Below are 21058 nucleotides of genomic sequence, written 5' to 3'. Positions count from 1 at the left end.
GTTCGTCGGCCGGCCCGGCACGTGACCGGCCCTCGCGCGGCCGCTCGCCCCGTCGTGCCTCCGATGCCGGCCGATCCGGTGGGTCGGCGCAGGTCGGTCGGCGGGTGCGAGGGTCCGGGGACCCTCCCTCCGCCGCATACACTTCGCCGGCAAGACCACTCCGCCCCTGCGACCGTCGCCACCAGCGGAAGAGCCGCGGCCGGCGTCGCCGCTCAGGGGTGGTCCGCATCCGTACCGACGAAGGTCAGGAGACTTCCCGTGCACCACTTCGATGTCGAGACCCTGACGGCAGGCACGTGGCGCAACGGCGGTGGTGCGACCAGGGAGATCGTCTCCCGGCCGGCGCGGAGCGGGGAGTTCGGGTGGCGCGCGAGCATCGCGGACATCGACCGGGACGGACCGTTCTCGGCCTTCCCCGGAGTCGACCGGACGCTCACGCTCCTGACGGGCGACGGCTTATGGCTCAGCTGCCCGGGGGAGTTCGAACGCCTGCCGGTACAGGCGGCCGAGCCGTTCACGTTCTCCGGCGACCTCGCGCTCACCGCTGAACTCCCGCACGGCCCCTGCCGGGTACTCAACCTCATGGTGGGGCGCGGCCACTGGACGGCGCGGGTGGACCGGGTCACCAGTCCGGTCGCTCCCCCGTCCGCGCATGCAGGGGTGTTCCACGTCCTGCGCGGCCACTGGCAGGCGGGCGACGAGGGGCCCGTCCTGGCGTCCGGTCAGGGCGTGTGGTGGGACACGGACGACGACGCGTCGGGGCGCGGCCTCACACCGCTCTCGCCCGATGCCGAGGCCCTGTGGGCGGATGTCGCACCGGGACGGTGATGACGCCTCGTCGGCCGGCCCCGTCGGCCGCCGGCCCCACTCCGGGCATACGGGAGGGGCCCTCCCCCGACCCGGGGAGGGCCCCTCCGGTGCTTCAGGTGTGGCGCGTCAGCTCTCGGTGTCCACCGTGCGGCGGCGCCACCAAACGAGTGCGCCTCCCGCGGCGATCGCGGCCACGGCGATGCCGACGATCAGGCCGACCGGTGTGTCGCTGCCGGTGTCGGCGAGGTCTCCGTCGGGGTCCTGCGGACCGGGCGGCGCGGTGGGTGCGGGGGCCTGGCTGGTCGGCGGCGCGGAAGGCGTCGGGGTGGGGTCCGGCTTCCCCGTGCCGGTCGGCGTCGGGGTCGGGGCGGGGGCCGTGCTGGGCGGGGGCGTGGGGGCCGGCGTGCCGCCCTCGGAGTGTCCGGCGCTGTTGCCGCCGAACATCGGGTAGCCCGCCTTGTGCGGTTCGTCGGCGATCGTGTCGACCGCGTAGCCGACCGTGCGGGGCTTGTAGCGCTGCTCGGTCCGGAACCGCACCGGGTTCATGTTGCTCCTGGGCTGCTTGGAGAAGTCGACTCCGCCCACGGTGTAGACGTAGACGTCCTGGCCGTTGGACCACTCGTAGTCGGTGCCCGCGGCGTTCAGCTCGGCCTGTGTGGGGGCGAGGCCGTCGAACTGGAGGCCGGGATTGGTGTAGTCGTAGGTGTCCGGGCAGCCGCCCCGTGGGTACGTTCTTCACCCCGTACATCTCGTCGCAGCGCTTGCGTCGGCGAGGTCCACAACCGCACCCGCGGCACCCGGTGGCGCATGGACCCCGAGCCCGCGGGAAGTCACCCCTGGTCCGCACGCCCGTACGTCGTCCCGCCCTTCGCGCGCCTGCACGCGTACGTGGGCCCGGAGGGCATCGACTACGACGCCCGTCCCCGGCACCACCCGCTGAGCGGCTTCCTCGCCCTCCTCCAGGAGGAGCCCATGGCCCGTCCTGGTGCACCGCGCCGCGCACTGGACGACTACGAGTCGGGCGCCGAGGGCAAGGGCGGGGACGAGCGGGAGTGATGCCACGTCAGGGCCGTTGGGAAAAACCGTTCGACCGGCCCCGGTCCTCGTTCTAAGGTCTGCGACGTGGCAACGAAACTCAATCAGATCATCGCAGTGGAGAAGGGCGTCAAGTCCCGGGCGCACCAGGACCTGACGGCGGCCCATCACGGCCTGCAGAAGCCCGCGTTGCTCGCCGGCATCTCCCGTACGTACCAGCCGAAGGACGAGGAGGGCGAGCAGCTGCCGCCCGAGTCGACCCTCGTGCAGGTGAAGGCCGAGGACGTGCTGCGCGACACCGCGCGGGCGTTGACCCGTCTCTTCGATGTGACGGCCACCAAGGACTGGGCGAACTGCGAGGCCCGCGCCGACATCACGGTCGACGGACGCGTGCTGGTGGGGCAGGCGCCCGTCGCGTACCTGCTCTTCCTGGAGAAGCAGCTGACGGACATCAACACCTTCGTCCGGAAGCTTCCGGTGCTTGACGCCGCCGAGTCGTGGACGCAGGACCCGTCGACCGACGCGTGGAAGACGGAGGTCGTCCGCACGGTCCGCACGAAGAAGGTGCCGCGCAACCACGTCAAGGCGGAGGCGACGGACAAGCACCCGGCGCAGGTCGAGGTGTACTACGAGGACGTGCCGGTCGGTTACTGGACCACGGTGAAGTTCTCGGGCGCGCTGCCGGCCCGCCGGGTCAACGAGCTGCTGGAGCGGGTGGAGAAGCTCCAGCAGGCGGTGAAGTTCGCCCGTGAGGAGGCGAACAGCGCCGAGGTCACCGACCAGCGGGTCGGAGACGCCGTCTTCGGCTACCTCTTCGGGTAGCCGGGACACCACAGACTCCCCGGCCGCTGCTCGCGGCCGGGGTGCGCGAGGAGCGCAAAGCTGAAGCTGAGCCTTGTCGTGACATCCGCGGTTCCAGTGGAGGTTCGAGTCCTCCTCCCGGCACTTCCCGCCGGGATGGCCCAACCAGGCAGAGGCAGACCGCGGTCAATCTCAGACTATTGCTCCAGACTCAGCATGCGCCGCTCATCGCCGGATCGACCGGGCCCGGGCCCTGGTGCGTCGAAATGCCAGTTCGAATCTGGTCCGCCGAGCTCGATCGGCGGTGGTCCAAAGGCAGGACGCGACGCAATGACGAATGACCCGGGTCCTCAAGTGTGCCGGCGTGTGATGTGAGCGGCATCGACAGGGTCCGGGGGCAGGCTACGCCCTCGGACCCGCTCCCTTTCCCGGCCGGGCCGCACGCGGACCGGCTCCCCCGTTTGACCTTGACACGGTGACAAGGACTTCACTGCTCGTCGAGGAGGTGGTCCCGATGACCATGACGAGACAGACCGCCGATGTCCTAGGAGCCCTCCAGGGCCTGGAGGACGACCGTGCGTCCGTGCGCCTGCGGGCGGCGCTCGCGGTCGGTACGACGCCTGACCCGTGCTTCGTCGACAAGCTCGTCGAACGGAGCGCGTTCGAGCCGGAGTTCTTCGTCCGCGACATGCTGACGTGGGCGCTCACCCGCCACCCGGTGTCCCTGACGCTCCCCGCGCTGCTCGGCGAGCTTCGCTCGGACGGTACGCAGGCACGGAGCCAGGCGCTGCACACCCTGTCCAAGATCGGGGACCGGCGGGCGTGGCCCGCGATCACCCGGGCGCTGCTGTGCGACGGCGACGACGAGGTGGCGCGGAGCGCCTGGCGGACCGCGGTGGTGCTCGTGCCGGACGGCGAGGAGTCCGGGCTGGCCGAGGTGCTGGCGACCCAGCTCGGGCGCGGCGGGCGGGAGACGCAGCTGAGTCTCAGCCGGGCGCTCGTCGCCCTGGGGGATGTCGTCGGGCCGGCTCTGCGCGCGGCGACGGCGGCCTCCGACCCGCACGTGCGCGCGCACGCTCTGGCCACGGAACGACTGCTGCGGGACCCGGACACCGGGTTCGAGTTCGCGATCGAGGAGGCGAAGCGCGTCGTGGCTCTCGGCGGGTCGGGCCAGGAGGGATGATGGGGCGTGTTGATCGGTGAGGTGGCGCGGCGGTCCGGAGTCAGCGCCCGCATGCTCAGGCATTACGAGTCGCTCGGCCTGGTGCGGCCTTCGGGCCGTACGGGCTCCGGCTACCGGGAGTACTCCGGGGAGGACATCCGGCGGATCTTCCACATCGAGAGTCTGCGGTCGCTGGGCCTCTCGCTGCGTGAGATCGGGCGCGCGCTCGACGATCCCGGGTTCACGCCGTCGGCGCTCGTCGCCGATCTCGTCCGTCAGACGCGGGCCCGCATCGCGGCCGAGACCGAACTGCTCACGCGGCTCCGCCGCATCGACGCGGTGGAGCCGGCCGCCTGGGAGGACGTCCTCCAGGTCGTCGCGGTCCTCCAGGCACTGCGGTCGAAGAGCGCGGACGCGCGCCAGCGGGCGGCTCTGTCGTCGGGCGACGAGGTTCCGGTGCCGGTGGAGGCCCTCGTCGAGGCGGTGCTGAGAGAGGCGGATCCGATCGTCGCGGGCGCTCTGCGGTGGGCGCTGGCGCGATCGGGCGACGGCGGTACGGCGCTGCTGGCGGAGGGTCTCGGCTCACCGCTGGCCGACGTGCGGGTACGTGCCGTGCGGTCCCTCGCCGAGATGCCCGGGGGCGAGGCCACCGCGCGGCTGCGGGACGCCCTCGCGAACCCCGACCCCGTGGTCCGCGGGCATGCGGCCCTGGCGCTCGGGACGCGTGGAGTGGCCGAGGCGGTCCCGACCCTCTTCGACATGGTCGTGGAGGGAAGGAACGACACCGATGCGGCCGATGCGCTGAGCCTGCTGGCGAGCGACACCGCGGCGGCGGACCGGATCGCCGCGGGGCTCGTGGATCGCCTCGCGGCCGACGCCGTCGCGGCGCCCGCTCGCGTACGGCTGACCCAGGCGTTGGCGGACATCCCGGGCGCCACGGCGTCCGATGCCCTGGTGGAGCTGTCGGGTGACGGGGACCGAGCGGTGGCGCTGACCGCGACGTACCTCGTTCGGCTTCGCGACGGTCGGTGACCGGACGCTCGTACGAGGCTGCGGCCTCTTGCGGTCACCGCCGCCCTCACAGGGGGCCGTCCTCATGTGCCCCGTGGTCCTTCACCGGCTGCCGCCATCACGTCGGCCGTGTCCTCCACCTCCCAGCGCAGCAGGTCTCCCGGCTGGCACTCGAGCGCCTCGCAGAGGGCGGCGAGCGTCGTGAAGCGCACGGCCTTGGCGCGGCCGTTCTTCAGTACGGCGAGGTTGGCGGGGGTGATGTCCACGCGCTCCGCGAGCTGTCCCACGGACATCTTGCGCCTGGCCAGCATCACGTCGATGTCCACGACGATCGGCATCAGATCACCTCGGCGAGTTCGGCCTGCATCCGCGCCGCCTCGACGTCCCGCGCGACCGCCTGGGCGAGGAGCATCCGCAGCACGAGCACGATGAGCGCGACACCGAGGACCGCGAGGCTCGCCCCGCAGATCAGCAGGACGATGCCCGGGGCGACCGCCTCCCCCGGCGCCAGGACGACGGCGAACGCGAACACCAGGACCGCGCCCACCGCGAACGCGCCCGTGATGACGTCCACGTACCGGAAGGCCGCCGGGGAGAACACCGTGCCCCGCCGCACCATCGTCACGAGGCGCCATACGGAGACCAGAACGGTCTGCGCCGTCAGCAGGCCCAGAACCATGATCACGAGAAGCGGTGTCCGCAGGTACGCGTACTCCGGCTTCAGGCCTTCCAGGTCGATCGCCAGCAGCGGAACCATCACCGCCTCGACGAATACAGAACCGGCGAACAGCACCGCGAGTACCGCTCGCAGCGCCCGCACCATCCACGTGCCCATCACTTCCCCTTCGATCGAGCAACGATAAGAATCTATCGATATTCGATAGGCCAGGCAAGCGGAGGGCCCTCGCGTGTCACGGGCGGTTCCGTCCGGCGCCGACTGAGCCGTACGTCGGACGGGAGGTGCCCCCGGCCCTTCGGGGGGACGGCGGTGCACGTGGGCCGCGGCTCGTCGGCCGGCCACAGCAGCGGCCCCGCCACCGAGCTCTCCTCCGGCTTCGCCGTGCCCGGTCGGGGGTACAGCCTGGTCGCCGTCCTCCGATGCGCGGCCAGGGCCGGGAACGCCGCTTCGACGTCGAGGGGGCGCGGTGGCGTGGTGCGGGACATGTACGGATCCTCCGGTGGGGTCGGATGCGATGCCAGGGCGCCGCTACGACACCCCGGTTGCCGACCCCGCGCGACGCCTTCGCCCCTGCCGTCGGCCACCACCGGTTCGGCCGACCGCCGCCGGACACGGGTGTGTCAGGTGGTCACCCGGTCCTGGAGGGCCGACTGCCAGGCGGGGGCCGGTGTGGTGGGCTGGGTCTCGGGGCGGCGGCCTCCCTGGGCGAAGAAGTCGACCAGCGGCAGCAGCGCCGCGCCGACCGTGACCGCCTCCGGACCGAGGGTGCCCAGGCCCATCTCGGTGCGGCTGGCCGGGTACTTCAGGGCGTACTCCTTCGCGTAACCCGACACGGTCTCCAGGAAGCGGGTGCCGAGCTGGAGGCCGGCCCAGCCGCCGACGAGGATGCGTTCGGGCTGGAAGAGGTTGATCAGGTCGGCGAAGCCGGCGCCGAGGTACTCGGCCGTCTCCTCCAGGACCGTCAGCGCGGTCAGGTCGGAGTCCTCCGGGTCGGCCGGGTAGGCGGCCGCCAGCATCGCGGTCAGGGCCGTCTCCTCGTCCGCGCCCGACGGCAGCCGCCCGCCCGCCTCCCGCCACCGTTCGAGCAGCGCCTCCGCGCCCGCGTACGCCTCCAGGCAGCCCTGGGCACCGCAGCGGCAGCGCCGGCCCCGCACCCGTACCGTCAGATGACCCCACTCGATCGCCCGCCCCGGCCCCAGCGGATCGGTCACCACACAGGCACCCACACCCGAGCCGAACAGGACCACCACCGCACTGCGCGCACCCCGCCCGGCACCGAACCACATCTCCGCCTGGCCCAGCGTCTTGGCACCGTTGTCGATCCAGTACGGCACCGCCTCGGGCAGATCCACCGCCGCCCGCAACAGCCGCTCGAACGGCACCGCGTCCCAGCCGATCGTCTGACCGTGCACCACCGCACCGTCCTCCGCGTCACGCGCCACGATCCCCGGCACACCCACACCGACACCGAGCAGACGCTCGGCCGGCACGTCGGCGGTGTGGAGCACCTCCGCGATGCCCTCCCGGAGGTGGGCGACGACGAGGTCGACGTCGTAGCGGGCCGTGCGGGGTCCTGAGGTGGCCAACGGGCGTTCGGCGCGGGCGAGTTCGGTGAGGGTGAGGTCGAACAGCTCGATCCTGACGCGGGTCTCGCCGATGTCGACGCCGATCATGAAGCCGCTCGCGGGGGTGATCCGTACGAGGGTGCGGGGGCGGCCGCCGGCGGAGTCGACGCTGCCGGCTTCCTCGACCAGGCCCTCCGCGACGAGTTCGGAGACCACGTTGCTGACCGAACCGGAGCTGAGGCCGGTCGCGGGGCCGAGCATGAGGCGGCTCATCGGCCCGTCGAAGTACAGCCTGCGCAGAACGGCGGTGCGGTTCTCGCGCCGCAGGTCACGCACCGTACGACCAGTTCTCGCGTGCACTTGGGTCCCCGTCTCTGAAGTCGTTCGTTGCAACATACCCGCACTACAGGCCTTGACGCGACCTTCTCATGGGGTTTAACTCACATCCTAAATTAAGCCGATGTCACGGCGAGGCTTCCAGAAGCTCACCGGATCGGCCCCCCGCCGTCGTCCCCGAAAGGGCCCACGAGCCATGCGCAGAGTCAGAGCCGCTGTCACCGGTGCCGTCACCCTCTCCCTCGTCCTCACCGCCACCGCCTGTGGCGGCGGTGAGGGGAGCGAGTCGTCACCGAAGACCCTCACCTACTGGGCCACCAACCAGGGCTCGAGCCTCGAGGTCGACAAGAAGGTCCTGCAGCCGGAGCTGGACCGGTTCGAGAAGCAGACCGGGATCAAGGTCAAGCTGGAGGTGATCCCGTGGTCGGACCTGCTCAACCGGATCCTCGCCGCGACCACGTCCGGCCAGGGCCCCGACATCCTCAACATCGGCAACACCTGGAGCGCCTCCCTGCAGTCCACCGGCGCGCTGCTGCCCTGGGACGAGAAGAACTTCGAGGCCATCGGCGGCAAGGGCCGCTTCGTCGAGTCCGCGCTCGGCTCCACCGGAGCTCCGGGCAAGGACCCGGCCGCCGTTCCCCTCTACTCCATGTCGTACGCGCTCTACTACAACAAGAAGATGTTCAAGGACGCCGGCATAGCGAAGCCGCCGACCACCTGGGACGAGCTGATCGCCGCCGGCAAGAAGATCAGCAAGGACGGGAAGTGGGGCATCGGCGTCGAGGGCTCCAACCTCTCGAACAACATCCACCAGGTCTTCGTGCTCGGCAAGCAGCACGGTGCGGACTTCTTCACCGCCGACGGCAAGCCGGACTTCACCTCCGACGGAGCCGTCGCCGCCGTCAAGCAGTACGTCGACCTCATGGCCGCGCAGAAGATCGTCGCGCCCGGCAACGCCGAGTACGCCCAGAACCAGTCCCTCAGCGACTTCTCGAAGAACAAGACCGGCATGGTCCTGTGGCAGACCCCGTCGCAGACGTTCGAGTCCCAGGGCATGACCCCGGAGGAGTGGGGCGTCGCACCCGCCCCGGTCCCGTCGGGCAAGCCCGGCGCGGGCAAGCAGGTCAACTCCATGGTCGCCGGCATCAACATGGCGGTCTTCAAGAACACCAAGAACCTCGACGGCGCGCTGAAGTTCGTGAAGTTCATGACCAGCGACGACGAGCAGATCCTGCTCAACAAGGCCTACGGCTCCGTCACGCCGGTCAAGTCGGCCCAGGACGACCCGGTGTTCGCCGACCCGTGGCTCGCCGTCATCCGGGACACCCTCGCCACCAGCGCCGCGGCCCTGCCGCAGGTCCCCGAGGAGTCGCAGTTCGAGACGGTCGTCGGCACCGCCGTCAAGGAGCTGTTCGCCGACGCCGCCGCCGGCCGTCCGGTGACCACGGAGTCCGTGCGCGGCAAGCTCGAAAAGGCCCAGCAGCAGATGCCCAAGAAGTAGGCCGCCCCACCATGACCGAGACCGTCGTCACTCCCCCGAGTGAGCGGACGGTGCGCAAGGCCACACCCGGAGAGGCGCGCGCACCACGCCGCTCCGGGCGTCGCCGCATCGCACTGCCGTACCTCCTGCTGCTCCCCGCCCTGCTCCTCGAACTCCTCGTCCATCTCGTCCCGATGCTCATGGGCATCGCCATGAGCTTCAAGGAGCTCACCCAGTTCTACATCCGGAGCTGGTCCGACGCGCCCTGGTCGGGGCTCGACAACTACACCGTCGCGATCGACTTCGACGCCCCCGTCGGCCAGGCGCTCCTGAAGTCGTTCCTGACGACCTGCATGTTCACCGTGCTGTCCGTGGGACTCTGCTGGCTCCTCGGCACGGCCGCCGCGATCTTCCTCCAGGAGAACTTCCGGGGCCGCGGCATCCTCAGGACGCTGTTCCTCGTCCCGTACGCGCTGCCCGTCTACGCCGCCGTGATCACGTGGGCGTTCATGTTCCAGCGGGACAACGGCCTCGTCAACCACGTCCTGCACGACCAGCTGGGCATCGGCGACAGCCCCGCCTTCTGGCTCATCGGGGACAACAGCTTCTGGGCCCTGCTCGTCGTCTCCGTGTGGAAGGGCTGGCCGTTCGCCTTCCTGACCGTCATGGCGGGGCTGCAGAACATCCCCCGGGACATGTACGAGGCGGCCGCCCTCGACGGGGCCGGCGTGTGGAAGCAGATCCGGCACATCACGCTGCCGTCGCTGCGGTCCGTCAACCAGGTCCTCGTGCTCGTCCTCTTCCTCTGGACGTTCAACGACTTCAACACGCCGTTCGTGCTGTTCGGCAAGGCGGCCCCCGAAGCCGCCGACCTGATCTCCCTCCACATCTACCAGTCGTCCTTCCAGACGTGGAACTTCGGCACCGGCTCGGCCATGTCCGTGCTGCTCCTGCTCTTCCTCCTCGTCGTCACGGGCGTCTACCTCCTGCTCACCACCCGCGGAAGGAAGACCTCCGATGTCTGAGCACGCAGCGCGACGGGGGGCCCCGCGCTCCCCCATGGCCGCGCCCCGGTCGTTCCTCTGGACCCGGCGGATCTTCCTCACCCTGCTGACCGCCTTCGTGGTGCTGCCGGTGTACGTGATGATCTCCAGCTCGCTCAAACCCCTTGAGGACGTCTCGGGGAAGTTCGAGTGGATCCCCTCCGGGATCACGCTGCGGCCGTACGTCGACATCTGGGAGACCGTGCCGCTCGCCGACTACTTCGTGAACTCGATCCTCGTCGCCGGCGCGGCCACGGTGCTCTCGGTGGTCGTCGCGATCTTCGCCGCGTACGCCGTCAGCCGCTACACCTTCCGCGGCAAGCGGGTCTTCACGGTGACGGTCCTCTCCACGCAGATGTTCCCCGGCATCCTCTTCCTGCTGCCGCTCTTCCTCATCTACGTGAACATCGGCAACGCCACCGGCATCGCCCTCTTCGGCTCCCGCGAAGGGCTGATCCTCACCTATCTGACCTTCTCGCTGCCGTTCTCCATCTGGATGCTGACCGGCTACTTCGACTCGATCCCGCGCGAGCTCGACGAGGCGGCCAAGGTCGACGGCTGCGGTCCGATCAAGGCACTGTTCCGGGTCATCGTCCCGGCCGCGTCCCCCGGCATCATCGCCGTCGCCGTCTACGCCTTCATGACCGCGTGGGGCGAGGTGCTCTTCGCCTCCGTGATGACCAACGACTCCACGCGTACCCTCGCCGTCGGTCTCCAGGGGTACGCCACCCAGAACGACGTCTACTGGAACCAGGTGATGGCCGCCTCCCTCGTGGTGAGCGTCCCCGTCGTCGTCGGCTTCCTCCTCCTCCAGCGCTATCTCGTCGCCGGTCTCACCGCGGGTGCGGTCAAGTGACGCCCTCCCCCGGACCGACGACTCCCCTCTCCACACCGAACACGAAGAGGTTCCCCGTGCCCGAATCCACCGACGCCGACGCCCTCGCCTCGCTCGACCTGGAGGCCTTTCCTCCGGACTTCTCGTGGGGCACGGCGACCTCCGCCTATCAGATCGAGGGCGCCGTCGCCGAGGACGGCAGGGCCCCTTCCATCTGGGACACCTTCTCCCGCGTGCCCGGCGCGATCGACAACGGCGACCACGGTGACGTCGCCTGCGACCACTACCACCGCTGGCCCGAGGACATCGCCCTGATGAAGGGCCTCGGCACGGACGCCTACCGGCTGTCCATCGCCTGGCCGCGTGTCGTCCCCGGCGGCGACGGGCCCGTCAACAAGGCCGGCCTCGACTTCTACGACCGGCTCGTCGACGGCCTCCTCGACGCCGGCATCAGCCCGTCCGTCACCCTCTACCACTGGGACCTGCCGCAGGCCCTCCAGGACCGGGTCCGGGACAGCCACGGCGGCTGGACCGAGCGGGCCACCGCGGAGCACCTCGCCGCGTACGCCTCCGTCGTCGCGGAGCGGCTCGGTGACCGGGTCACCCGGTGGGCCACCCTCAACGAGCCGCTCTGCTCGGGGTGGATCGGGCATCTGGAGGGCCGTATGGCCCCGGGCCTGACCGACGTCACGGCCGCCGTGCGCGCCTCGTACCACCTGCTGCTCGGGCACGGCCTCGCCACCCAGGCGATCCGCGCCGCCGCCCCCGGTGCCCGGGTCGGCCTGGTCACCAACCACTCCACCGTGGAGGCCGCCTCCACCCGGCCCGAGGACGTCGCCGCCGCGGCCCGGATGGACGGCCACACCAACCGCTGGTGGCTCGACCCGGTCTACGGCCGCGGCTTCCCCGCCGACATGCGCGAGCTGTACGGGGTCGAACTCCCCGAGCGTGCGGGCGACCTGGAGACCATCGCCGCGCCGCTCGACTGGCACGGCCTGAACTACTACTTCCCGGTCACGGTCGCCGACGACCCGGCGGGCCCCGTGCCGCACGCCCGGGAGGTGCGCCTCCCCGAGGTCCCGCGCACCGGCATGGACTGGCAGATCGACGCGGGCGGCCTGGAGGCCTTCCTGCTGCGGCTCACCGAGGACTACGGCGTACGGAAGCTGTACGTCACCGAGAACGGCTCGGCCTTCCCCGACACGGTCGGCCCCGACGGCGAGGTCCACGACCCGGAGCGCACCCGCTACCTGGAGCAGCACCTCGCGGCCTGTGCCCGTGCCGTGCGCAAGGGCGCCCCGCTCGCCGGGTACTACGCCTGGTCCCTGCTCGACAACTTCGAGTGGGCCTACGGCTACGACAAGCGCTTCGGCCTCGTCCACGTCGACTACGCGACGCAGCGCCGGACGGTGAAGTCCAGCGGCCGCCGGTACGCGGACATCGTCCGTGCCCATCGGGAGGCGACCGCCGGCTGACCTCCGCCCCGTCGTGACCACCTGACCCGCCGTGAGCGCCGCCGCCCGGCGGGTCAGGTGGTGTCGCGTACGACGAGGAGCGGCTCGAAGATCTTCGACGCGGAGTCGGTGCGGCCGCCGTCGAGCTGCTCGATCAGGAGTTCCGCCATGGTCGCCGCCATGCGCTCCACCGGCTGGCGCACGGTGGTCAGCCGGGGCCGGGCGTCGCGCGCGGCCACCGAGTCGTCGAAGCCCACGACGGCCACGGTGCCGGGGACGGCGATGCCCTGTTCGCGCAGGTGCTCGCAGGCGCCCTGGGCCATCAGGTCGTTCGCGGCGAACACCGCGTCGATCACCGGGTGGTCCCTGAGCAGCCTCGCCATGGCGGCCCTGCCGCTGTCGACGGTGAACCGGCCCCGGACGACGGGGACCGACGTCACCCCGTGGGCGGCGAGTGCCTCCCGGAAGGCGTCCAGGCGTTCTCGCGCCGTGGGCGCGGTGACCGGTGCGGCGATGGTGGCGGGGCGTCGCCGGCCGGTGGCCCACAGGTGCTCGGCCGCGAGGCGGGCGCCCGCGGCGTTGTCGAGGTCGACGAATGCGCAGCGTTCGCCGTCACGGGGGCGGCCGAACAGCACGGTGGGGAGACCCGCTGCCACGAGCATCGCCGGCAGCGGGTCCTCGTCGTCGAGCGGCACCACCAGGGCGCCGTCGGCGCCTCCCTGCCGGAGGTACTCGACGAGCTGGGTCCTGGCCGGCTCCGACTCGGCGACGAGCATCACCGGCTGGATCGCGCGCTCGCGGAGGACGGGCAGGACGCCGTCCACGACCCGGCCGAAGAACGGGTCGGAGAACACCCGGGCGGCGAAGGCGCTGCCGGTCGCGGAGAGCACGAGGGCGACGGTTCCGGTGCGGCGTGTCACGAGGGAACGCGCGGCCTGGTTGGGCGTGTAGCCGGTGCGGGCGATGGCGTCGCGGACGGTGCGCTGGATGTCGGGGTCGACGTTGCGCACGCCGTTGACGACGCGGGACACGGTCGCGCGCGATACCCCCGCCTCGCGTGCGACGTCTTCCAGTGTCGGTCCTCGATTCCCCACCAGCGCACTTTAACGGTGCCGTGTGTCCGGTGTGAGGACAGTCCATGGATGGCCCGAAGCCGTTGGCGTCGACACTTAATGAAAGCCAAAAGAAAAGTCGTGTCATACGCCTTGACCGTCAACTCGCCCCAGGGGCAAGGTTTCCGGAGAGCGCTCTCCCACGTATCCCCCATGTATCCAGAGGAGACCCATGTCCTCCCTCGGGTCCCCGCCGGCCTTCCGGCGACCCGCCTCAGCCGTCCGACGGGCCACCGTCGGCGCACTCGTCTCGTCCCTGGCCGGCAGCCTGCTCGCCCTGGCCCCGGCGACGACGGCACAGGCCGCCCCCACCCTGCTCTCCCAGGGGAAGACGGCCACCGCCTCCTCCACCGAGGGACCCGCCTTCGCGGCGAGCGCCGCGGTCGACGGCAACCTCACCGGCACCCGCTGGGCCAGCTCCTGGCAGGACTCCCAGTGGCTTCAGGTCGACCTCGGCAAGAGCGCCACGCTCAGCCGCGCCGTCCTGACCTGGGAAGGCGCCTACGGCAAGAGCTACCAGATCCAGGCCTCCGAGAACGGCACCGACTGGCGGACCGTCACCGCCGTCGGCGCCGGCGACGGCGGCACGGACGAGGTCACCCTTTCCGGAACCGGCCGCTACATCCGTATGAACGGCCTCACCCGGGGCACCGGATACGGCTTCTCGCTCTGGGAGTTCCAGGTCTACGGCAGCACCGACGGCAGCGGCCCGACCCTCCCCGGCGGCGGCGACCTCGGCCCCAACGTCCACGTCTTCGACCCGTCCACGCCCGGTATACAGACCAAGCTGGACCAGGTCTTCCAGCAGCAGGAGTCGGCCCAGTTCGGCTCCGGGCGGCACGCCTTCCTCTTCAAGCCCGGTACGTACAACAACCTCAACGCGCAGATCGGCTTCTACACCCAGATCGCCGGTCTCGGGCTGCGCCCCGGCGACACCACCATCAACGGGGACGTGACCGTCGACGCGGGCTGGTTCAACGGCAACGCCACCCAGAACTTCTGGCGCGGCGCGGAGGGTCTGACCCTCAACCCGGTCAACGGCACCAACCGGTGGGCGGTCTCGCAGGCCTCCTCGTTCCGCCGCATGCACGTCAAGGGCGGGCTCAACCTCGCGCCGAACGGCTACGGCTGGGCCAGCGGCGGCTACATCGCCGACTCGAAGATCGACGGCCTGGTCGGCAACTACTCGCAGCAACAGTGGTACACCCGGGACAGCTCCATCGGCGGCTGGTCCAACAGCGTCTGGAACCAGACCTTCTCGGGCGTCCAGGGCGCACCGGCCAACGCGTTCCCCGAGCCCCGCTACACCACGCTCGACACGACGCCCATCTCCCGCGAGAAGCCGTACCTCTACCTCGACGGCAACGAGTACAAGGTGTTCGCGCCCGCCAAGCGGGTCAACGCCCGTGGCACCAGCTGGGCGAACGGCACCCCCCAGGGTGAGTCCATCCCGCTGAACCAGTTCTACGTGGTCAAGCCCGGCACCACCGCCGCCACCATCAACCAGGCACTCGACCAGGGCCTGCACCTGCTGTTCACGCCCGGCGTCTACCACGTCGACCAGACCATCAACGTGAACCGCGCCAACACCATCGTGCTCGGCCTCGGCCTCGCGACGATCATCCCGGACAACGGCGTCACCGCGATGAGGGTCGCCGACGTCGACGGCGTCCGGCTCGCCGGCTTCCTCATCGACGCCGGGCCGGTCAACTCCCCGACGCTGCTGGAGATCGGGCCCCAGGGCGCCGGCGCCGACCACGCCGCCAACCCCACCACCGTGCAGGACGTGTACATCCGCATCGGCGGCGCCGGCGCGGGCAAGGCCACCACCAGCATGGTCGTCAACAGCGACGACGCCATCGTCGACCACACCTGGGTGTGGCGCGCCGACCACGGCGAGGGCTGGGGCTGGGAGACCAACCGCGCCGACTACGGCGTCCGCGTCAACGGCGACGACGTCCTCGCAACCGGCCTGTTCGTCGAGCACTTCAACAAGTACGACGTCGAGTGGTACGGCGAGCGCGGCCGCACGATCTTCTACCAGAACGAGAAGGCGTACGACGCCCCCAACCAGGCCGCCATCCAGAACGGCACGACGAAGGGGTACGCCGCCTACCGCGTCGACGACTCGGTGAACACCCACGAGGCGTGGGGACTCGGCAGCTACTGCAACTACAACGTGGACCCGACCATCGTCCAGGACCACGGCTTCAAGGCACCCGTCAAGCCGGGCGTGAAGTTCCACAGCCTCCTGGTGGTGTCCCTCGGCGGGATGGGCCACTACAACCACGTCATCAACGACACCGGGGCGTCCACCATCCCCGCCGGCACCTCGACCGTGCCGTCCACCGTCGTCTCCTTCCCCTGACACGCGTCCGGGACGCGCCGCTGACCACGGCGCGTCCCGGCCCCCCACTCCTTCCGGGCGGCACTCGTGTCCCCGCTGCGCCGCCCGGAAGGCCATCCCCTCCCCGTTGTCCGTCCAGGAGCCGCAATGACCGCGATCACCGACCCGACGACACGAAGGCGCGTCCGCAAGCGCGCCCGCACCACGGGTTCCCTCATCTCTCTCGGTGCCCTGCTGGCCACCTCCGCCACCCTGCTGACCTCCGCCCCCGCCACCGCGGCGGAGACCCTCCTCTCCCAGGGGAAGCCCGCCACCGCCTCGTCGAGCGAGGGCGCCGCCTGGTCCCCGGCCGCCGCCGTCGACGGCGACCTCACCGGAACCCGCTGGGCGAGCCAGTGGACCGACGCCCAGTGGATCCAGGTCGACCTGGGCAGCAGCACGAACATCAGCCGCGTCGTCCTGAACTGGGAGGGCGCGTACGGCAAGGCGTACGACATCCAGCTCTCCGACAACGGCACCGACTGGCGCACCGTCAAGTCGGTGACGGCCGGCGACGGAGGGACCGACGAGCTCGCGGTCACCGGCACCGGCCGCTACGTGCGCCTCCAGGGCATCACCCGGGGCACCGGCTACGGCTACTCGCTTTGGGAGTTCCGGGTCTACGGCGGCGGCACCACGCAGCCCGGCCCCGGCGGCGCGGTCAAGGTGACCGGCTCGCAGGGCAACTGGCAGCTGACCGTCGGCGGGCAGCCGTACACCGTGAAGGGCCTCACCTGGGGCCCGGCGATGGCCGACGCCCCCCGCTACATGCCGGACCTGAAGTCCATGGGCGTCAACACCGTCCGGACCTGGGGGACGGACGCCTCCAGCAAGCCGCTGCTCGACGCCGCGGCCGCCAACGGCCTCAAGGTGATGAACGGCTTCTGGCTCCAGCCCGGCGGCGGCCCCGGCTCCGGCGGCTGCGTCAACTACGTCACCGACACGACGTACAAGAACACCATGCTCACCGAGTTCGCGAAGTGGGTCGACACCTACAAGTCCCACCCGGCGACGCTGATGTGGAACGTCGGCAACGAGTCCGTCCTCGGTCTGCAGAACTGCTACGGCGGGACCGAACTGGAGGCCCAGCGCAACGCGTACACGACCTTCGTCAACGACGTCGCCAAGAAGATCCACTCGATCGACCCCGACCACCCCGTGACCTCCACGGACGCGTGGACCGGTGCCTGGCCGTACTACAAGCGCAACGCCCCCGACCTCGACCTGTACTCGATGAACTCCTACGGCAACCTCTGCAAGGTGCGCCAGGACTGGATCGACGGCGGCTACGACAAGCCGTACGTCGTCACCGAGGGCGGCCCCGCCGGCGAGTGGGAGGTCCCCGACGACGTCAACGGCATCCCGGACGAGCCGACCGACGTCCAGAAGGCCGACGGCTACACCACGGGCTGGGGCTGCGTCACCGGCCACCGGGGCGTCGCCCTCGGCGCCACCCTCTTCCACTACGGCCTCGAGCACGACTTCGGCGGCGTCTGGTTCAACCTCGTGCCCGACGGGCTGAAGCGACTGTCGTACTACGCCGTCAAGAAGGCGTACACCGGCTCCACCGCCGGCGACAACACCCCTCCGGTCATCACGAACATGACCGTCAGCCCGGCCTCCGCGGCCCCGGCGGGACGTGAGTTCACGGTCCGCGCCGACATCCGTGACCCCGACGGCGACCCGATCACGCCCAAGATCTACCTCAGCGGAAACTACGCCAACGGCGACAAGCGCCTCGTCGACGCGCAGTACCGCTCCCTGGGCAACGGCACCTTCGCCGTCACCGCACCCGAGAAGCTCGGCGTGTGGAAGGTCTACATCCAGGCCGAGGACGGCCGCGGCAACGCCGGCATCGAGACGAAGTCCGTCAAGGTCGTCGCCCCGCCCGTCACCGGCACGAACATCGCGCTGAACAGGCCCACCACCGCCTCCTCCGCCCAGGCCTCCTACGGCGACTGCCCCTGCCCCGCCTCCAACGCCACCGACGGCAACACCTCCACCCGCTGGGCCAGCGACTGGAGCGACCCGCAGTGGATCCAGGTCGACCTCGGCGCGTCCAAGCCCATCCGCACCGTGCAGCTCGTCTGGGACCCGGCCTACGCCCGCGCCTACGAGGTCCAGGTCTCGGACAACGGCACGACCTGGCGGACCGTCCACACCACCACCACGGGCAACGGCGACATCGACACCATCGAGCCCGCCACCACCGCCCGGTACGTCAAGCTCCAGCTCACCGCGCGCGGCACCGGCTGGGGCTACTCGCTCCACGAGTTCGGCGTCTACAGCTGACGAGCCGGACCCCCAGGACGGGTGGCGGGGCCCGCCGCTCGGCCCCGCCACCCCGGCACCACCGCACGGGAACCCCTCACCTCAGTCGCGTGGCGCGTTCGCGTCCACGCGAAACCATCCCCATGGGCAGGAGATCCCCATGAGATCGAGTCCGAAACGGCTCCCCGCACTCCTCGTCGGCACAGCCCTCCTCGCGAGCGTCCTCGGCGTCGGCACGATGGCCTCCGCCGCGGACACGGACAACAGCGCCCCGCCCGCCGCCGTCGCCGCCGGCGCGCACAGCGGGCACGTCATGGCCGCGTCCACGCAGGCGTCGGGCGACGACCCCGACGGGGACGGCTACATCCCGGCCGTACCCCAGGTCACGGGGGTGACACCGTCCACGGCCACCCCGCCCCCGGCCTACCACCACGAGTTCCAGGCCGGCTGCTCCGTCACCCACACCGCGCCGGACGACCCGATCGTCTACCCGGGCCAGTTCGGCAAGTCCCACGACCACACGTTCATGGGCAACACCTCCACCAACGCCGCCAGCACCACCGGCTCGCTCTACGGAGGGAACACCACCTGCAAGGCGCCCGCCGACGCCTCCGCGTACTGGATGCCCTCGCTGTACAAGGGCGACCAGAAGATCCTGCCCGTGGGCCCGCAGGTCATCTACTACAAGGCGGGCGTGACCGACTACCGGAGCGTGCGGCCCTTCCCCAAGGGGCTGCGGTTCGTCGTCGGCAACCCGATGCAGAGCGCCCAGGAGTTCCGGGCCCACAAGGGGTTCGTCGAGGGCTGGGAATGCGGTGACAGCTTCTTCAACACCGACATCCCGGCGAGCTGTCCCAGCCGGCCCGACGTGCAGCTCAACCTGCGGATGCAGGCCCCCAGCTGCTGGAACGGCCTGTACCTCGACACCCCCGACCACAAGAGCCACATGGCCTACCCGGTCGTCAAGCCCGGCACCAACGACAACATGTGCCCGGCCTCCCACCCCGTCGCCCTGCCGATGATCGAGTTCAAGATGGCGTGGCCGGTGAACGGCGACATGAGCCAGGTCCGCCTGGCCAGCGGCCGCGGCTACTCCTTCCACTACGACTTCTTCAACGCGTGGGAGGAGCGCACCCTCAAGGCCCTGGTCGACCACTGCATCGTCGGCGGCCTGCAGTGCGACACACGGGGCTTCGACCTGTACCGCCCCGAACGCGGGACCGTGCTGAACGCGGACCACCGTCTCCCCTGACCCTTCGTCCCCGCACGGCCCGGACGCCCGCGACGGCGTCCGGGCCGTCCTCACGCCCGCGCCTCCCCCGACCTGTCTCCCTCCAGCCTCAGGAGCACCCGTGACCTCCAGCGCCCCGCCCGTCACCGCCCCGCACGACGAGCTGATCGACCTCCTGCCGGCGCACTTCCGTTTCGGCGCCGCCACCTCCGCCTTCCAGATCGAGGGAGCCGCCGCCGAGGACGGCCGCACGCCGTCCATCTGGGACACCTTCTGCCGTGTCCCGGGGGCCGTCGACAACGGCGACACCGGTGACGTGGCCTGCGACCACTACCACCGCATGCCCGAGGACGTCGCCCTGCTCGCCGCCCTCGGCCTGGACACGTACCGGTTCTCCGTCTCCTGGTCCCGCGTCCAGCCCCACGGGCGCGGCCCGGCCAACCCGGCCGGCATCGGCTTCTACGACCGACTGGTCGACGAGCTCCTCGCGCGCGGGATCACCCCCTGGCTCACCCTCTACCACTGGGACCTGCCACAGGAACTCCAGGACGCCGGCGGCTGGCCCGCCCGCGACACCGCCTTCCGCTTCGCCGACTACGCGGACCTCGTCCACGAGCGGCTCGGCGACCGCGTCGCCCACTGGACCACCCTGAACGAGCCCTTCTGCTCGGCCGTCCTCGGCCACGTCGAAGGTGTCCACGCCCCCGGAGGCCGCTCCCTCGCCGACGGCGTGAGGGCCGTGCACCATCTGCACCTGGCCCACGGGCTCGCGGTCCAGCGGCTGCGCTCCGCCGCCCGCCGTCCGCTCGACCTGGCCGTGACGCACCTCCTGGGCACCAGCCGGCCGGCCACCGACAGCGCGGCCGACCGCGAGGCGGCGCGCCGGGCCGACGCCCTGGGATTCCGCTTCTACCTCGACCCGGTCCTGCGCGGCCGGTACCCCGAGGACCTCGTGACCGACCTCGCCGTCCACGGCATCGGGATCCCGGTCGAGGACGGCGACCTGGAGATCATCAGCAGCCCCATCGACACCCTGGGCGTGAACTACTACCGCTCGATGCGCACCTCCGGGGTCGACGAGCACGGCGCCGGGACCGATGCCCGGGGCGTCCCCGTCACCCGCAACCTGCCGCACGGCGGTCTCCCGGTCACCGGCCTCGGCTGGGAGGTGATGCCGCACGACCTCACCGAGCTGCTGCTGCGCGTCTCCCGCGACTACCCCGGCATCCCGATGGTGGTGACCGAGAACGGCGCCGCGTACGAGGACCGGCCCGACGCCCACGGCTTCGTCGAGGACACCGACAGGACCGCCTACCTCGCGGCGCATCTGGCCGCCGTGGCCCGCGCCCGGACCGGCGGAGCCGACGTCCGCGGTTACTTCGCCTGGTCGCTCCTGGACAACTTCGAGTGGGCGTACGGCTACGACAAGCGCTTCGGGCTCGTCCGCGTCGACTACGCCACCCAGACCCGCACGCCCAAGCGCAGCGCCCTGTGGCTGCGGGACACCGCCCACCGCGTCCGCGGCACGACCGTGAGCGATTGACGTGCGGGGTGGCGGTGGCGGCCGTTTCCGTGGAGTGACGGTGTCGGCCCGTGGAGTGACGGTGTCGGCCGTTTAATCGCTGGTGCGCTTCCGGCGGTCCGCGTAGCTTTGGCGTCGCGACCGCGCCTCCGATGCGCCCTGCTGCGGCTACTTCCTTCTGACACCCAAGTGACGCCGCGGCTCCTTCTGTTCTCCGGAGGCGCGGTCGCGTCCGCCCCGTCGGATGCATGCCCGGGGCCGTCCGTTCCTATGGATCCGGGGGGATTCACTGCCTCGTCACTCCCAGCGCGTCTCCAAGATCTGG

The 21058-nt window shown here is 70.9% G+C and carries 18 protein-coding genes and 1 pseudogene; 14 read left to right on the top strand and 5 right to left on the bottom strand.

Features of this window, described 5'->3' with window-relative positions:
- The first annotated feature begins 258 nt into the window (after positions 1–258).
- Positions 259–828 carry a HutD/Ves family protein gene (locus tag AMK29_RS18915; RefSeq protein WP_073814372.1) on the top strand — a complete coding sequence of 190 codons (570 nt, stop codon included), beginning with the start codon at positions 259–261 and terminating at the stop codon, positions 826–828.
- Positions 829–936: 108 nt separating this feature from the next.
- On the opposite strand, the gene AMK29_RS18910 is transcribed toward AMK29_RS18915, so the two are convergent.
- Positions 937–1395, bottom strand: coding sequence for an LPXTG cell wall anchor domain-containing protein (locus AMK29_RS18910; protein WP_241845493.1), 459 nt, complete (start codon positions 1393–1395; stop codon positions 937–939).
- Between the two features lie 222 nt (positions 1396–1617).
- Between AMK29_RS18910 and AMK29_RS18905 the strand changes: the two genes are divergently transcribed.
- From AMK29_RS18905 to AMK29_RS18885, 5 genes and pseudogenes are all read left to right on the top strand, one after another.
- Positions 1618–1866 (top strand): hypothetical protein, encoded by a 249-nt coding sequence (locus tag AMK29_RS18905; protein WP_073814362.1) that lies wholly within the window; start codon positions 1618–1620, stop codon positions 1864–1866.
- A gap of 66 nt (positions 1867–1932) precedes the next feature.
- Positions 1933–2667, top strand: coding sequence for a DUF7873 family protein (locus AMK29_RS18900; RefSeq protein ID WP_073814360.1), 735 nt, complete (start codon positions 1933–1935; stop codon positions 2665–2667).
- Between the two features lie 35 nt (positions 2668–2702).
- A pseudogene (locus AMK29_RS36430) lies at positions 2703–2790 on the top strand.
- Positions 2791–3160: 370 nt separating this feature from the next.
- Positions 3161–3829 carry a HEAT repeat domain-containing protein gene (locus AMK29_RS18890; RefSeq protein ID WP_073814358.1) on the top strand — a complete coding sequence of 223 codons (669 nt, stop codon included), beginning with the start codon at positions 3161–3163 and terminating at the stop codon, positions 3827–3829.
- A 6-nt stretch (positions 3830–3835) separates the two neighbouring features.
- Positions 3836–4840 (top strand): MerR family transcriptional regulator, encoded by a 1005-nt coding sequence (locus tag AMK29_RS18885; protein ID WP_073814356.1) that lies wholly within the window; start codon positions 3836–3838, stop codon positions 4838–4840.
- 62 nt (positions 4841–4902) lie between these two features.
- Here AMK29_RS18885 and AMK29_RS18880 read toward each other — a convergent pair whose 3' ends face one another.
- The 3 genes from AMK29_RS18880 to AMK29_RS18865 form a co-directional block, all read right to left on the bottom strand.
- Complete coding sequence (locus AMK29_RS18880; RefSeq protein ID WP_073814346.1) at positions 4903–5157, bottom strand: helix-turn-helix domain-containing protein; 255 nt, start codon at positions 5155–5157, stop codon at positions 4903–4905.
- The gene (locus tag AMK29_RS18875; protein ID WP_073814344.1) at positions 5157–5654 is read right to left on the bottom strand and encodes a DUF2975 domain-containing protein; all 498 of its coding nucleotides are present in this window, start codon (positions 5652–5654) and stop codon (positions 5157–5159) included. Before AMK29_RS18875 ends, AMK29_RS18880 begins: the two co-directional genes overlap by 1 nt.
- Positions 5655–6118: 464 nt before the next feature.
- Positions 6119–7459: an ROK family protein gene (locus tag AMK29_RS18865; protein WP_073814341.1), complete on the bottom strand. Its 1341-nt coding sequence runs from the start codon at positions 7457–7459 to the stop codon at positions 6119–6121.
- A 136-nt stretch (positions 7460–7595) separates the two neighbouring features.
- Here AMK29_RS18865 and AMK29_RS18860 point away from each other — a divergent pair, with 136 nt between their 5' ends.
- From AMK29_RS18860 to AMK29_RS18845, 4 genes are read left to right on the top strand one after another with little or no spacing between them, the layout of a single operon-like run.
- Entirely contained in the window at positions 7596–8900 is a 1305-nt protein-coding gene (locus AMK29_RS18860) for an ABC transporter substrate-binding protein (RefSeq protein WP_073814339.1), read from the top strand.
- Between the two features lie 11 nt (positions 8901–8911).
- Entirely contained in the window at positions 8912–9904 is a 993-nt protein-coding gene (locus tag AMK29_RS18855) for a carbohydrate ABC transporter permease (RefSeq protein ID WP_073814338.1), read from the top strand.
- Between the two features lie 34 nt (positions 9905–9938).
- The gene (locus AMK29_RS18850) at positions 9939–10778 is read left to right on the top strand and encodes a carbohydrate ABC transporter permease (protein ID WP_073814336.1); all 840 of its coding nucleotides are present in this window, start codon (positions 9939–9941) and stop codon (positions 10776–10778) included.
- 56 nt (positions 10779–10834) lie between these two features.
- Complete coding sequence (locus AMK29_RS18845) at positions 10835–12232, top strand: GH1 family beta-glucosidase (RefSeq protein ID WP_073814334.1); 1398 nt, start codon at positions 10835–10837, stop codon at positions 12230–12232.
- A gap of 53 nt (positions 12233–12285) precedes the next feature.
- Here AMK29_RS18845 and AMK29_RS18840 read toward each other — a convergent pair whose 3' ends face one another.
- On the bottom strand, positions 12286–13305 hold the full coding sequence (locus tag AMK29_RS18840; RefSeq protein ID WP_073814333.1) for a LacI family DNA-binding transcriptional regulator: 1020 nt from the start codon (positions 13303–13305) through the stop codon (positions 12286–12288).
- Between the two features lie 190 nt (positions 13306–13495).
- Here AMK29_RS18840 and AMK29_RS18835 point away from each other — a divergent pair, with 190 nt between their 5' ends.
- The 4 genes from AMK29_RS18835 to AMK29_RS18820 all read left to right on the top strand — a co-directional run bounded on the left by AMK29_RS18835 (position 13496) and on the right by AMK29_RS18820 (position 20754).
- A complete protein-coding gene (locus tag AMK29_RS18835; RefSeq protein ID WP_073814332.1) occupies positions 13496–15691 on the top strand; it encodes a discoidin domain-containing protein in 2196 nt (731 codons plus the stop codon).
- Positions 15692–15817: 126 nt separating this feature from the next.
- Positions 15818–18001, top strand: coding sequence for a discoidin domain-containing protein (locus AMK29_RS18830; protein ID WP_198942278.1), 2184 nt, complete (start codon positions 15818–15820; stop codon positions 17999–18001).
- A 139-nt stretch (positions 18002–18140) separates the two neighbouring features.
- Positions 18141–19232 (top strand): DUF1996 domain-containing protein, encoded by a 1092-nt coding sequence (locus AMK29_RS18825; protein WP_073814330.1) that lies wholly within the window; start codon positions 18141–18143, stop codon positions 19230–19232.
- A gap of 100 nt (positions 19233–19332) precedes the next feature.
- Complete coding sequence (locus tag AMK29_RS18820) at positions 19333–20754, top strand: GH1 family beta-glucosidase (RefSeq protein ID WP_073814329.1); 1422 nt, start codon at positions 19333–19335, stop codon at positions 20752–20754.
- The last annotated feature ends 304 nt before the right edge of the window (positions 20755–21058 follow it).

The sequence above is a fragment of the Streptomyces sp. CB02261 genome, assembly GCF_001905665.1.
Lineage (GTDB): Bacteria > Actinomycetota > Actinomycetes > Streptomycetales > Streptomycetaceae > Streptomyces.
Note: the sequence above shows the minus strand (reverse complement) of the source record. Positions and strands in the feature narration are given on the sequence as shown.